The organism is Streptococcus sp. STR1/CE/0325 (genome assembly GCF_055386095.1).
Genome location: NZ_AP045018.1, coordinates 923,727 through 937,404, shown reverse-complemented (window position 1 = coordinate 937,404; position 13,678 = coordinate 923,727). Strand labels below are relative to the sequence as shown.

General features: G+C 45.3%; 17 protein-coding genes. All 17 read left to right on the top strand.

Going from position 1 to position 13,678, the window contains the following annotated elements; all coding sequences use genetic code 11:
• Window positions 1-15 precede the first annotated feature (15 nt).
• From cbiD to ACZ49W_RS04530, 17 genes are read left to right on the top strand one after another with little or no spacing between them, the layout of a single operon-like run.
• On the top strand, window positions 16-1,140 hold the full coding sequence (cbiD, locus tag ACZ49W_RS04610; RefSeq protein ID WP_464814159.1) for a cobalt-precorrin-5B (C(1))-methyltransferase CbiD: 1,125 nt from the start codon (window positions 16-18) through the stop codon (window positions 1,138-1,140).
• Window positions 1,131-1,757 carry a cobalt-precorrin-7 (C(5))-methyltransferase gene (locus ACZ49W_RS04605; RefSeq protein WP_464814158.1) on the top strand — a complete coding sequence of 209 codons (627 nt, stop codon included), beginning with the start codon at window positions 1,131-1,133 and terminating at the stop codon, window positions 1,755-1,757. Before cbiD ends, ACZ49W_RS04605 begins: the two co-directional genes overlap by 10 nt.
• Entirely contained in the window at window positions 1,735-2,295 is a 561-nt protein-coding gene (locus ACZ49W_RS04600; RefSeq protein WP_464814157.1) for a decarboxylating cobalt-precorrin-6B (C(15))-methyltransferase, read from the top strand. The genes ACZ49W_RS04605 and ACZ49W_RS04600 overlap by 23 nt, the downstream gene beginning before the upstream one ends.
• Before the next feature lie 13 nt (window positions 2,296-2,308).
• Complete coding sequence (locus ACZ49W_RS04595; RefSeq protein ID WP_464814156.1) at window positions 2,309-3,082, top strand: cobalt-precorrin-4 methyltransferase; 774 nt, start codon at window positions 2,309-2,311, stop codon at window positions 3,080-3,082.
• Entirely contained in the window at window positions 3,075-4,139 is a 1,065-nt protein-coding gene (locus ACZ49W_RS04590; protein WP_464814155.1) for a cobalt-precorrin 5A hydrolase, read from the top strand. The genes ACZ49W_RS04595 and ACZ49W_RS04590 overlap by 8 nt, the downstream gene beginning before the upstream one ends.
• Before the next feature lie 14 nt (window positions 4,140-4,153).
• Window positions 4,154-4,879 (top strand): precorrin-3B C(17)-methyltransferase, encoded by a 726-nt coding sequence (gene cobJ, locus ACZ49W_RS04585; protein WP_464814154.1) that lies wholly within the window; start codon window positions 4,154-4,156, stop codon window positions 4,877-4,879.
• Entirely contained in the window at window positions 4,876-5,646 is a 771-nt protein-coding gene (gene cobK, locus ACZ49W_RS04580) for a precorrin-6A reductase (protein ID WP_464814153.1), read from the top strand. Before cobJ ends, cobK begins: the two co-directional genes overlap by 4 nt.
• A complete protein-coding gene (gene cobA / locus ACZ49W_RS04575) occupies window positions 5,643-7,091 on the top strand; it encodes a uroporphyrinogen-III C-methyltransferase (protein WP_464814152.1) in 1,449 nt (482 codons plus the stop codon). Before cobK ends, cobA begins: the two co-directional genes overlap by 4 nt.
• A complete protein-coding gene (locus tag ACZ49W_RS04570) occupies window positions 7,091-7,858 on the top strand; it encodes a sirohydrochlorin cobaltochelatase (RefSeq protein ID WP_464814151.1) in 768 nt (255 codons plus the stop codon). Before cobA ends, ACZ49W_RS04570 begins: the two co-directional genes overlap by 1 nt.
• 8 nt (window positions 7,859-7,866) lie before the next feature.
• The gene (locus ACZ49W_RS04565; protein WP_464814150.1) at window positions 7,867-8,568 is read left to right on the top strand and encodes a cobalt-factor II C(20)-methyltransferase; all 702 of its coding nucleotides are present in this window, start codon (window positions 7,867-7,869) and stop codon (window positions 8,566-8,568) included.
• 32 nt (window positions 8,569-8,600) lie between these two features.
• Window positions 8,601-9,329 carry an energy-coupling factor ABC transporter permease gene (locus ACZ49W_RS04560; RefSeq protein ID WP_464814149.1) on the top strand — a complete coding sequence of 243 codons (729 nt, stop codon included), beginning with the start codon at window positions 8,601-8,603 and terminating at the stop codon, window positions 9,327-9,329.
• Window positions 9,326-9,622 carry an energy-coupling factor ABC transporter substrate-binding protein gene (locus tag ACZ49W_RS04555; RefSeq protein ID WP_464814148.1) on the top strand — a complete coding sequence of 99 codons (297 nt, stop codon included), beginning with the start codon at window positions 9,326-9,328 and terminating at the stop codon, window positions 9,620-9,622. Before ACZ49W_RS04560 ends, ACZ49W_RS04555 begins: the two co-directional genes overlap by 4 nt.
• A gap of 37 nt (window positions 9,623-9,659) precedes the next feature.
• The gene (locus ACZ49W_RS04550; RefSeq protein WP_464814147.1) at window positions 9,660-10,334 is read left to right on the top strand and encodes a CbiQ family ECF transporter T component; all 675 of its coding nucleotides are present in this window, start codon (window positions 9,660-9,662) and stop codon (window positions 10,332-10,334) included.
• A 12-nt stretch (window positions 10,335-10,346) separates the two neighbouring features.
• Entirely contained in the window at window positions 10,347-11,162 is an 816-nt protein-coding gene (locus ACZ49W_RS04545) for an energy-coupling factor ABC transporter ATP-binding protein (RefSeq protein ID WP_464814146.1), read from the top strand.
• Window positions 11,144-12,646: a cobyric acid synthase gene (locus ACZ49W_RS04540; protein WP_464814145.1), complete on the top strand. Its 1,503-nt coding sequence runs from the start codon at window positions 11,144-11,146 to the stop codon at window positions 12,644-12,646. Before ACZ49W_RS04545 ends, ACZ49W_RS04540 begins: the two co-directional genes overlap by 19 nt.
• Window positions 12,643-13,269, top strand: coding sequence for a cob(I)yrinic acid a,c-diamide adenosyltransferase (locus ACZ49W_RS04535; RefSeq protein ID WP_464814144.1), 627 nt, complete (start codon window positions 12,643-12,645; stop codon window positions 13,267-13,269). Before ACZ49W_RS04540 ends, ACZ49W_RS04535 begins: the two co-directional genes overlap by 4 nt.
• Window positions 13,238-13,669: a precorrin-2 dehydrogenase/sirohydrochlorin ferrochelatase family protein gene (locus ACZ49W_RS04530; protein WP_464814143.1), complete on the top strand. Its 432-nt coding sequence runs from the start codon at window positions 13,238-13,240 to the stop codon at window positions 13,667-13,669. The genes ACZ49W_RS04535 and ACZ49W_RS04530 overlap by 32 nt, the downstream gene beginning before the upstream one ends.
• The last annotated feature ends 9 nt before the right edge of the window (window positions 13,670-13,678 follow it).

Here is a 13,678-nt window from a genome sequence, read left to right as displayed (position 1 = left end):
CAAGAGGAGTAAGACATGGAAGAATATGCTTATGTCAATGGTAAAAAATTAAGAAAGGGCTACACGACTGGTACCTGTGCCACAGCAGCGACCGTTGCGGCTCTTTCGATGATTTTAAACCAAGAGCGAGAGGATAAGGTCACTGTAAAAACAGCTTCAGGTGTCGAATTGACCTTGAAAGTGGAAGATCCGACCTTTAGTGAGTTAGAAGCCAGTGCTGCGGTGAGAAAGGACGGGGGAGATGACGCTGATGCCACGCATGGTCTTTTGATTTACGCTAATGTCAAGCTCTTGCCAGATCAAACGGCTATTACTATTGATGGTGGAAAAGGTGTGGGGCGCGTGACACAAAAAGGTTTGGCGATTCCAGTGGGAATGGCAGCCATCAATCCTACTCCGAGACGGATGATTGAAGAAAATGTCCGACAGATGATCGGAGATGATTGTGGCGCATGCGTCATCATTAGTGTACCAGAGGGTGAAGAAACCGCTCGTTTGACCTATAATTCTAGACTGGGAATTTTAGGTGGCATTTCCATCTTAGGGACGACTGGGATCGTCAATCCTATGTCAGAAGAGAGCTGGAAGGCAGCTATCACAGTTGAATTGACCATGCTATACGAAACCGGGCATCGCTGGGTGGTCTTAGCCCCTGGCAATTACGGGGAGGATTTCACTACTCAGGTGCTAGGGATTGATGCTGGTCGCATTGTCAATATGAGTAATTTTGTTGGGCATGTCTTAAAAGAGGTGCAGCGCATCGGTTTTGAACGGGTACTCATGGTGGGACACATGGGAAAATTGGTCAAGGTGGCAGCAGGAATCTTCTCCACCCACAGCAAGGATGCTGATGCACGTATGGAGACACTGGTGGCAAATCTTGCCCTCATGGGAGCGCCACTTGAACTACTTGAGCAGGTGGACGCGTGCCTAACCACAGAAGCCGCAGGAGAGCTGATCCATGCTTATGGCTATGATGGGATTTACCAAATCTTGGCTGACAAGATTAAGGCAAGGAGTGAGCGTTTGCTCAAATACCGAAAACCAGAAGTGAGCGTTGATGTGGTTTTGTTTGCCTCAGAAGCGGGCTATTTAGCTTCGACCAAGCCTTTAGATGTGATTAAGGAGGAATGGCAGTGATTCGTGTGATTGGAATTGGTCCTGGAGATCCTAAATATGGTCTTGTGGGACAAGACGAGTGGTTTCAAGAAGCAGACATTATCTTAGGGAGTGAGCGGCACTTGGAGATTTTACCCGAAGATTATCGTCATAAAGGGGTGGTAGCGCCCAAAAAGTTAAAAGACTTATCCCAGCTTTTGTCCTCTTATGATAAGGATAAAGCCGTCTTGTATTTAGCATCTGGTGATCCTTTGATTTATGGCTTGGGCAAGTGGCTCTCAGAAACCTTTAAAGGACAGGTCGAGATCATCTCTGGGATTAGTGCCATGCAGTATCTGGCGAGTCGGGTGGCTCTTGCGATGAATGATGCTTATCTGACCAGTAGCCATGCTAAGACCCCGAATTTTGATCTGATTATGAGCTTGTCTAAGGTCTTTATGGTGACCGATCAAGCGATTGGACCCTATCAGATTGCGCAAGAAGCTGTCAAGCGTGGGCTTAAGAAGGTTATTATTATCGGTGAAAATTTGAGCTACGCTGATGAAACAATTACTATCTTACCGGCTGAACAAGTCGAAAATAAGATGTATCAAATGAATGTAGTGGTGGTGTTAGATGAAGGATTCGGAATTTATTAGAACCAAGGTCCCTATGACCAAGGAAGAAATCAGAGCCATTAGCTTGGATAAGCTACAACTGCACAAGGCTAAGCGCATGCTTGATGTTGGATCTGGAACAGGAAGTGTGAGTATTCAAGCAGCACGCACTTATCCTAAATTAGAAGTGGTTGCGATTGAACGTAATCCAGATGCTATTGATCTGACGCGTCAAAATATCAAACACTTTCAGTGCGACAATGTCACCCTCCATGAAGGGCTTGCTCCGATAACGTTAGATGGGCAGTTTGATGCGGTGTTTGTCGGAGGGACAGGCGGCAATATGCAGGAGATTTTTGAGTGGCTCAAAGATTTGTTAGTTCCAGAAGGACGCTTGGTCTTGAATTTTATCTTACTGGAAAATGCCCTTGAAGCGGCTCAGCTTGCACAGGAGATGGGTTGGGAAGAGCTTGAAATCACCTCTATCCAAGCCAGTCGCTGGACAGCACTGGGGAAGGGACACTATTTTAAGCCGCAAAATCCAACCATTATCGTGTCGTGTCAAAAAAAGAAGGAATAAAAAGGAGATGAAGATGTCAAAAGTACATTTTGTCGGTGCAGGACCTGGGGATGTCGAGCTTATCACCCTAAAAGGCTACAAGCAGTTGTCCCAAGCGGATGTGGTCATCTACGCAGGGTCTTTGGTGAATAAGGATTTGCTCCAATATTGCAAGGAAGGAGCAGAAATCTACGATAGTGCCAGCATGTATCTGATGGAAATCGTGGACGTTATGGAAGAGAGTGTTAAGGCTGGAAAAGACGTGGTGCGTCTTCAGACAGGAGACTTCTCGATTTACGGCTCCATTCGTGAGCAAACAGAGGAGATGAAAAAGCGTGGCATCGACTTTGACTGCACTCCCGGTGTGAGTTCCTTTTTGGGAGCTGCCTCCAGTATTGGAACGGAATATACGGTGCCTGAGGTGTCTCAAAGTGTCATCATCACTCGTATGGCAGGACGAACCCCTGTTCCAGAGCGTGAGTCGCTACGTAGCTATGCCCAACATCGGACCTCAATGGCGATTTTCTTGTCGATTCAAGGGGTAGATAAGGTCGTTGCCGAACTTATCGCAGGTGGTTATCCTGAAACGACACCAGCTGCGGTCATTTATAAGGCGACTTGGCCAGAAGAAAAGAAAGTCTTTGGCACGCTTGAAACCATTGCTGACAAGGTCAAAGAAGCAGGTATCACAAAGACAGCCCTTATTTTGGTTGGTGATTTTCTTGGGAAAGAGTTTTATTATTCTAAACTCTATCATTCTCATTTTAGTCATGAATATCGTGAAGGGATAGAAAAAGCAGATGAGTAGTCACAAGACCACATATGCCATCGTTGCCTTGACGGCATCGGGATTGGACTTGGCAAAAACCTTGAAAAAACGTTGGCAAAAAGAAGAGCTTTTGATTTATACCATGCCAAAGCTCAGTAGTGAGGCAGCAAAACCTTTAGAAGGTTCACCGATTAAGGCGATTGCTCACCTGTTTACACAGGTGGATGTCTTGGTTTGTATCATGGCAACGGGTATTGTGGTGAGAGCCATCGCTCCAGTGGTTGCCGATAAGGCAGCAGATCCAGCTGTTATCGTCATGGATGAAAGAGGCAAGCATGTCATTAGCCTCTTGAGTGGGCATCTTGGCGGTGCCAACGAATTGACGCTAACCATCGCAGACCTATTGGGGAGTTGTCCTGTCATTACGACCGCTACGGATGTTCAGGGCGTGACCTCGCTGGATGGTCTAGCTCAGTGCGTGCATGGTTGGCGAGATGACTTGCGTCCCTTGGTTAAACCTTTTAATGGTTACTTGGCACGCCATGAAAGGGTCTATCTCTATCAGGAAAAAGAGTGGGTCACGGATACTAGAGGACTGACCGTGATCAAAAAAAAGGAGTTAGAAAGCATTTTACAAGATAAAGCGCCTCTCATCTGGTTAACGACAGCCCCACAAGACTTGGTGCGAGAGCAGTTAGCAATCATTTATCCCAAGCCTTATATCTTGGGAGTGGGGGCAAGAAAGGGCGTAGATGTAGAAGTCTTTAAGGCAGGTTTTCTCCTCTTTTGCCAGCAAGAGGGAATCGATCCAGCTGAGGTGGCACAGATAGTGAGCATTGATGTGAAAAAAGAGGAAGCAGCCATTCTAAATTTGGTGAAAGAATTGGGCGTTCCCTTTGACACTTTTACCAAGGATGAACTGCAAAAAGTAGCAGATAAGTATCCCCAGTCCAACTTTGTCAAGCAGACGGTCGGTGTGGGGAGTGTGGCACTGGCTAGTGCAGATTTAGCCAGTCACGGACAAGTATTAAGCCAGCGATTTGCCAGACAAGGTTGCACCTATGCTCTCGCACGGGCAGTGGTTAGTAAAAGATAAAAAGGAGAAAGAAGATGTTGTATGTCATCGGTCTAGGACCAGGTAAGGAAGAATTGATGTCAAAAGAGGCGTTAAGAGCGATTGAGGATTGTGACATTATCGTTGGGTATGCGACGTATATGCGCTTGATTCGTGATTTGGTTAAGGACAAGGAACATGTAGCAACCGGTATGCGCCAAGAGATTGACCGTTGTCAAAAGGCTATTGATATGGCAAGAGAAACAGGGAAAAATGTTGGTGTGGTATCAAGCGGTGATGCGGGTGTATATGGGATGGCAGGTTTAATCTTGGAGCTGCTTGGTGATAGCAAGGACCTAGAAGTCAAGGTGGTTCCTGGCATTACCGCTAGTCTAGGGGCAGCCGCCGCCATGGGAGCGCCTTTGATGAATGATTTTTGTCATATTAGTTTAAGTGATTTGATGACGCCGTGGGAAATGATTGAAAAGCGTCTTTATGCTGCTTCTCAAGGCGATTTCGTCATCTGTCTTTATAACCCAAGAAGTAAGGGACGTCCCGATCATTTGAGAAAAGCGCTTGACATCATGGCTCAGTATAAGTCGCCAGAAACTATCGTTGGTATCGGAAAAGATATTGGCCGTAAAAAAGAAAGCATTATCTTAACCACTATCAAAGATTTGGATGAAAACTTGGTGGATATGACGACCATTGTCATTGTTGGCAACAAAGAAACTTATGTGAAGAATGGTCGCATGATTACCCCTAGAGGATACACCTTATGAGAAAGTTACTACTAGGTGGGACTTCAGATAGCACAGCGATTTTAGAGCTTTTGGCTGAGCTTGAGATTCCTGTGACCACATCTGTGGTGACGGATTACGGCAGGCACCTCGCTTCAAAATTTGAACAGCCTGTCATCCAAGGTCGCTTGACGGCAGAGGATATGGTCGCCTTTATCAAGGAAAATCAAGTGGATGAGATTATCGATGCCACTCATCCTTTTGCAGACATCGTTTCTAAAGAAGCCATACGAGCTGCCAAGGAGGCAGGTGTGCCTTATATGCGGTTTGAACGTCAAGCCACCAGTGATTTAACTGGAGCTCAGGTGGTCTATTCGACCCAAGAAGCGATTGCCCTCATTCAAAAAGAAGGCTACCAAACTATTTACCTAGGAACAGGTAGTAAGACCCTCCCTTTGTTTGTCGAAGGACTGCCTAAAAAGCGCTTGATCGCAAGGGTTTTGCCAACTTCTGAAGTGGTGGCAGCCTGTGAGGCGCTAGGTCTTGTGGCGGATCAGATTGATGCCATCAAAGCGCCTTTTTCCAAGGAATGTAATAAAGAGTTGATTGCAAGAACCAAGGCGGACGTTTTTGTTTCCAAAGAAAGTGGTACGGTCGGCGGTATTCGAGAAAAGATTGATGGGTGTTTGGAGCTTGGGATTGCTTGTATTATCATTGCAAGACCAAAGGTAGATTATCCGCAAATGGTTTCTAGTGTGATAGAACTAAGAGATTATCTTATAGAGAAAAAGAGAAAGGAGTCAATATGACAGGTTTTGTGACCCTATTGGGAGCAGGTCCAGGAGATAAAGAGTTGCTCACTCTCAAAGGAGCAAGACGCCTCAAGGAGGCAGATGTGGTGGTCTATGATCGCTTGGTCAATCGTGATTTGCTCAAAGACACTCATCCAGATTGTGAATGGATCGATGTCGGCAAAAAGCCTGGTATGCCTTGCATCAAGCAGGCTGATATTGAGCGCATTTTAATTGAAAAAGCGCGTCAAGGCAAGCGTGTCGTTAGGCTAAAAAGTGGCGATCCTTATGTTTTTGGTCGTGGCGGTGAGGAGGCAATGACGCTCTGTGCTGCGGGTATTCCTTTTGAAGTGATTCCGGGAGTGACCTCTGCTATTTCTGCCTTGACTTATGCTGGTATTCCGACCACTTATCGTGATATAGCGACCAGTTTTCATGTCTTTACTGGACATCTCAAGGATGAAACGGAGAGCCTCAACTGGGATGCGATCGCCCAGTTAAAGGGCACCTTGATCTTCCTCATGGGGATGAAGCAGTTAGAGACGATAACACGCGAGTTGATAGCGCGTGGCTATCCAACAGACACCCCCGCAGCCATTGTCGAGTGGGGGACGCATCCAGAGCAACGCTCGATTGACGGAGATTTGGGGACTATTTTTGACTTGGCTAAAGCGCAAGATTTTGGAGCACCAAGTGTGATTGCAATCGGAGATGTGGTGGGCTTTCGTAAGGAACTTGATTTTTATGAGCAGCTTCCCTTGTTTGGTAAAACCATTCTCATCCAAGATTCAAAAACAGGGCGCCTGCCTTATCTTTTAAAAGATGCTGGGGCAAATCTAGTGACCTTTCCTGCTAGAACGAAAGTGGAAAAAAGAGCTTTCGATCTTCCTGACTTTTCTCGTTTTGACGGTCTTGTGGTCACGGATGAAAAAAGCTGGACTTTCTTTTTAGAAGCTCTAAGGTCAGCAGAGTTGGACTTGCGTTCTTTACCGGATTTGAAAATAGCTGCCATAGGACAACACACGGCTAAGAAGGTGGAAAATTCAGGAGTGTTGCTTTATGCCAAGGCAGCACGCTCAGGTGATGTAGCCTTTATGGACCAGCTCCAAAAAGCAGGAAACTGGCTCATTCTTGCTCCTGATTACAAGGTGAAGGACTTGAAAGAAACGGATGCCTTTCCTGTCCTTGAGACCCACAAGGTGGCTTTTGAGGAAGAAGTCGATTCAAAGAATTGGGAGAATCTAGATGCGGTTGCCTTGCCAAATTCCTTGGCTGCGATGAACTTTGTCGCCATGACAGAGATGGTTACTTTTGATTGGAGCAACATCCCCATTATCGTTATGGGAGAGGCGACACGTCTGGTCTTAGAAAAGGCAGGCTTTGGGCAAATCATCGAAACGAATCAAGCAACCATTGTCTCCATCGTTGACAAGCTCAAGCAAGTGCTTAGAAAGGAGAGTTGATGCAAGAGGCGATTTTGGTCGTGAGTTTTGGAACGACCTATAAAGAAACCAGAGAAAAGACCATTGGTGCTTGTGAGAAAGCTATTTCTAAAGCCTTTCCAAAGGCTAAAATCTATCGTGCCTTTACCTCAACCATTGTCAGAAAGCGGATCGCACAACAAGAAGGTATCAAGATCCCTAGCGTGAGCGAAGCGCTGGAGCACATCAAGGCAGACGGCTTTAACAAGGTTTATATCCAACCGCTTCATATCATTTTGGGGGATGAGTATGAAAAAGTGCTCACGCAAGCCGCTAGCTTTAAGAATCAGTTTGAGCGCTTGGTGATCGCAAAACCTTTGCTGAGTTCAGAACAGGACTATCAAGACGTCAAGGAAATTTTGCTGAAAAGCTATGGGCACTTTGGTGAGGGGGACGTCTGTGTGCTGATGGGACACGGTAGTCAGCACTATGCTTTTAGTGCCTATGCCACCATGGACCACATGTTAGAGGGAACGCCTGTTTTTGTGGGTTGTGTGGAGAGTTACCCATCTGTTGAGTTGATTGCTGCTCGTTTGGATAAAAAGGCAGTTAGGACGGTTCATCTCGCGCCCTTTATGTTAGTAGCTGGTGATCATGCGACCAATGATATGGTATCTGATGAAGAAGGTTCTTGGAAAACGTATTTTAGCCAAGAAGGTTATCAAGTTAAAAGCCACTTGGTCGGTCTAGGAGAGTATCCAGCTATTCAAGACCTTTACATCCAGCATCTAAGAGCAGTTATGGATTAGGAGGGCTTATGTCAGTATTTTATGGAATTGGGATTGGACCAGGAGATAGTGAGCTTTTGACGGTAAAGGCGGCTCGGCTACTTCAGGAGTTAGACGTGCTTTACACGCCAGAAGCCAGACGTCAGGCGAAAAGTCTAGCCCTTAGTATCGCCTCACCTTATCTTGGTGAACATTTGGAAATCAAACAGCGCCATTTCCCCATGAGTAGTCAAAAAAAGGATAAGGAAAAGGAGTGGCAGGCGATTTCTGAAGAAATCATTGCGGATGTGACCCAAGGAAAAACAGTCGGCTTTATCACTCTAGGAGACCCTATGGTATATAGCACGTATAGCTATCTCTTAGAGCTGGTCAAGGATAAGATTGCGACCAAGACCATCCCAGGGATCACGTCGTTTACCAGTATGGCAGGAGAACTGGGGATTCCTCTTACCATGGATGAGGAGTCTTTAGCAGTGGTGCCAGCCACGGCAGGTTCAGATCAGATCAAAGCAGCCTTAGAGCTGCACGACACCATCGTTTTGATGAAGGTTGCCAATCATCTGAACGACATCCTTCCCTTACTGGAGCATTATCAGTTATTGGATCACACTTATCTGGTTAGTCATGCCTCAACGGATAAACAAATCATCAAAAAAGGCGTGAGAGATGTCACACTAGATAGCAAATGGAGTTATTTTACCACCATGATTGTCAAAAAGACAAGCTGGTAGAATACGCGTGAAAAGAAATAAGGAGAAAACCGATGAAACAGGTTAAAAAATATTTACCCCTAGCAGGATTATTACTTTTTTGTATCATTTATCCGCAGACAGCGCACGCTATGCACATCATGGAAGGGTATCTGCCACCGTTATGGTGTTTGATTTGGTACCTCATTTTCCTTCCTTTCTTTGTGGTGGGCTTGATCAATGTGCGTAAAATCGTGAAAAAAGACCCTAACTCAAAGACGATGCTAGCTTTATCAGGTGCTTTTATCTTTATTTTATCTGCGCTTAAAATCCCTTCTGTTACTGGTTCGACCTCTCACCCAACAGGTGTGGGGCTTGGGACAGCTATGTTTGGGCCATCTGTCATCAGTGTTCTTGGAACCATTTGTTTGATTTTCCAAGCGCTTCTTCTCGCTCACGGAGGAATCACAACGCTAGGAGCTAATGCCTTTTCTATGGCAGTTGTCGGTCCTTATGTGGGGTATTTGGTCTATAAATTAGCGCTTTCTATGAAATTGTCCACACGCGTGTCCCTCTTTCTTTGTGCGGTGATTGCAGATATTTCTACCTATGCCGTGACTTCTGTTCAGCTTGGTGTGGTCTTTCCAGATGCCAATACTGGCTTTATCGGCTCAGCAGCTAAATTCATGGGAATCTTTTTAACGACACAAATTCCGATTGCTATTGCAGAAGGGTTGCTTACTGTGGTTCTTTATAACTTGATTTCTGAAAATGTTAAGGCAAAAGGAGGGGTATTCAAATGAAAAAACACACCAATTTGATTTTAATTTTGATTGTCATCGCCATGATGGTTGGCGCCTTTATCTTTGGACCAAAAGGTGGCGAGTATGGGGGGACTGATGATGCGGCTGAATCTGCCATCACCAGTATCCAAAAAGACTATAAACCTTGGTTTAGTCCGATTTACGAGCCAGCTAGCGGTGAGATTGAAAGTCTGCTCTTTACCCTTCAAGGCAGTATCGGAGCAGGGATTATCTTTTATGTGATTGGTTACCATCGCGGAAAAAATAAGGGCAAAGACAGTCAAAAAGACTAAGGTTTTGTGAGGTGTAAAGAAAGGAGAGGACACAATCATGTTTGTCATTGATAAATACGCTTATCGAAATCGTTGGAGTGGTGTTGCTGCTGGACGCAAGTTTGTGCTTTATCTCCTTTTTTTGGTGATTAGTTTTTCAGGTATTTCTTGGCTACAATGGGGGATGATGCTAGTGGTTGTTCCCTTGACCTGCTATCTGACACGGCTCTCGCTTTTTCGCTATGCGAAATGGTATCTTCATGCCAGCGTCTTTATCTTGATTAGTATGGTGACCTTTGTGGTGACTTATAGTAAGGTCAATGAGCAGTTTCTTTTTGCGGTGCCTGTGTTTAAGGGCTATCTCGGAGTTAGTCGTCTGTTGCTTCCTCAAGCGGGTTTTATCCTGCTTAGGATTTATAGTTCCTTGGTAGCGACTTATTTCTTTGCACTTTCGACCCCTTTTGATCAGATGCTAAAACTCTTTAAGCGTTTGCGTGTTCCGTCCATTTTGTTGGAATTGATTGTCTTGATGTATCGGTTCATTTTTCTCGTCATGTATGAGTTTTTGACTATTCGCGATACCTTGGACTTGAAATTTTCCTTTTATCATAAAAAGAAAAGTTACCTCGCTTGGGGAATGCTTGCGAACACCTTGTTTGTGAAATTATTAGAAGACAACCAAAGGCTCAATGACGTCTTAACCTTAAAGTTTGATCATGACCATAGAGAATAAAGGAGAACACTCATGTTGCAGTTAAAAGAGATTTCATTTGCTTATGACGATGAGCCGACCTTGAAAAACATTTCCATGGATTTTAAAGAAGGGCGCATCACCGGCATTTTAGGAACCAATGGTTCTGGCAAATCAACGATTATGAAAATCATCACTCGCCTCTTGGTTCCAGAAAAAGGGCAGATCCTCTATGATGACAGGGAGGTTTCCTTGGTCAAAAAGGACTTGTTCCAGTACCGTCAAGAGGTGAACATGGTCTTTCAAAATCCGGAACAGCAGCTCTTTTATACCATTGTGAAAGATGATATTGGTATGGCCTTGCAAAATCTTGGTTACGAGGAAGAAGAGGTCACTAAAAGGGTGCAAGAAGCGCTTGAGATGATGGAAATCACGCACTTGGCGGATCGCCCCTTGCAGTATTTGAGTTTTGGGCAAAAAAAACGGGTTGCTATTGCAGGTATGCTAGCGCTAAAGCCCAAGTATCTCCTCTTAGATGAGCCAACGGCAGGACTTGATCCTAGAGGGCGAGATAAGATGGCTGACACCATGAAAAAATTGGTTGCAGCAGGGACGAACATTATCCTGACCAGTCACGATATGGACTTGATGTATGACTGCTGTGACGATGCTTATCTCATCAAAAAAGGAGAGGTCATCGCGCAAGGAGATAAATACCAGCTGTTTCAAGAGGTTGATTTACTAGAGGCGGCTGGTCTTGGGGCACCTTGGATTGTTAAGCTGCACCAAGCGCTAAAAACACCCTTAGCAGAAAATGAACGTGCATTTTTTGAAGAGGTCAAAGGAGAAATATGGTCAAATCAGTCATGATTCAAGGCACCGCATCAGATGCGGGAAAGAGTATTATTGTCGCAGGACTTTGTCGGATACTAAAACAAGACGGCTTGTCTGTTGTGCCCTTTAAATCGCAAAATATGGCGCTCAACTCTTTTATCACCAAGACGGGCGATGAAATGGGACGCGCCCAAGTGGTGCAGGCAGAAGCAGCAGGCGTTGACCCAGATGTGCGCATGAACCCTGTCTTATTAAAGCCAACGTCTGATCGCAAATCGCAAGTGGTCTTTATGGGAGAGGTACTGCGAGATATGGATGCGGTCGAATACCATGAGTTCAAGCAAGAGTTACTGCCAAAAATCAAGGAAGTCTATGAAGAGCTAGCAGCTGAAAATGATGCCATCATCCTTGAGGGGGCTGGTAGTCCTGCTGAAATTAATTTGAATGCGCGTGACATTGTTAACATGGGAATGGCAAGACTGGTGGATGCGCCCGTGATTTTGGTAGCAGATATTGACAAAGGCGGCGTTTTTGCTTCGATTTACGGAACGATTGAGCTGATGCCTAAAGACGATCGCAAGCGAATCAAGGGTGTCATTATTAATAAGTTTAGAGGCGATGTTGCCCTCTTGCAATCTGGGATTGATATGATTGAAGAGTTGACGCAGGTTCCTGTTTTGGGGGTCGTTCCTTATCTTTCGCTTGATATTGATAGCGAAGACAGTGTTGCTCTATTGCAAAAGAGTCGGACAATGGATCAAAAAAAAGAGTTAGACATTGCGATTGTCAGTCTCAAGCGCTTGTCTAATTTCACGGATTTTCATAGTTTGGAAATCCAGCCTGATGTGTCCGTGCGTTATGTTATGCCAGGCGATCACCTAGGTCTTCCGGACTTACTCATCCTCCCTGGTAGCAAAAACACCATAGAGGATATGGCTTATCTCAGAGAGTCCGGCTTAGAGAAAGAGATCGCCCACTGTTTTGAGCAAGGAGTTCATATCTTTGGCATCTGTGGGGGCTACCAGCTATTAGGGAAAAATCTTGAAGATCCCTATCATGTCGAGTCAGACTTGGCAGAAATCAATGGGCTTGGGCTCTTGGATGCAAGGACTGTTTTTCTGCCTAAGAAAAGGACAACACAGGTCAAAGCCCAGCATCACGATCAGCTCTTAGAAGGCTATGAAATTCACATGGGAGAAACCAAGCTAGGTGATCACATTGAGGCTTTTTCCGTGATTGTGGAGCAAAATGGTGAAAAAACCAAACGCCAAGATGGGGCAGTCGCTCATGATGGCAGGGTGCAGGGCACTTATTTGCATGGGGTGTTTGATAATCTTGAGTGGACGAGAGATTACCTCAATACCATTCGAGTGAAAAAAGGACTAGCTCCAATCGCCCACGAGCTTCTTAGCATTGCTGATTTTAAAAATAAGGAATACGATAAGCTAGCAGACGCTCTACGAGCTTCCTTAGACATGGATGCTATTTATCAGATTATGGAACAAAGTGAGACATCATGAGAATTTATACCAAGTATGGAGACACGGGCTTGACACGGCTCTACGGTGGTGAGCGCGTGTCCAAGACCCATGTGAGGGTGGAGGCTTATGGCACCATGGACGAATTGTGTTCTCTTTTGGGGCGCATTGTTGCGGAGATGAAAGAAGAAGACAAGCTAGCTGATCTTAGGCAAGAATGTGAGCAGATCCAGCAGCAACTCTTTGACTGCGGGAGTGACCTTGCCACCCCTCGTGAGAAGAGACCTTATAAGCAAAAAGAAGGTGATGTTCAGTTTTTGGAAGAAAAAATCGACCAATATATGGATATCCCTCCAAAGTTAGAGCACTTTATCATTCCAGGTGGGCACGTGATTGCAAGTTCGCTTCACATGGCAAGAACCCTGACCCGACGCTTGGAACGTCGCATGGTAGCAGTCATTGAAGCAAATGAAAGCATCAATCCTATCGGTCTTATCTATATCAATCGTCTATCGGATTATTTCTTTGTACTAGCTAGGCTGGTCAATCACCGCTTGGGGGAAAAAGATACGGTTTATCTCAGAAGCCGAAAGATTTTTAAAGAAAAATCTCGTCAAAAGGAGGAAAATAGGCATGTATCCCATCATGATCAATCTTCATCATAAGCCAGTCTTGGTGGTCGGTGGCGGAAAAGTCGCTACGAGAAAGATTAGGGGGCTGTTAAACGAGCAGGCAAGCGTGACGGTGATTAGTCCGACCTTGTCTGAAGCCATTCCACAAGATCAGGTGACTTGGCTCAAGCGTCCCTATGAAACAGGCGATAGTGCTGATTTTGCCTTGGTTTTTGCCTGTACGGATGACCCAGACGTTAACCAACGCATTAAAAACGAAGCTAGCCCTAGTCAGCTGGTCAATAACACTGGGGACAAAAGCGATTCTGATTTTTATAATGTGGCGATGACGCAAAAGAACGGTGTTTGCGTGATGATTTCAACCAAAGGGGTCTCCCCAGAACGAAGCAAGGCGCTAAGACAAGCCTTTGAAGCCTTGTTAGATCAATTATAGAGAGGTGAG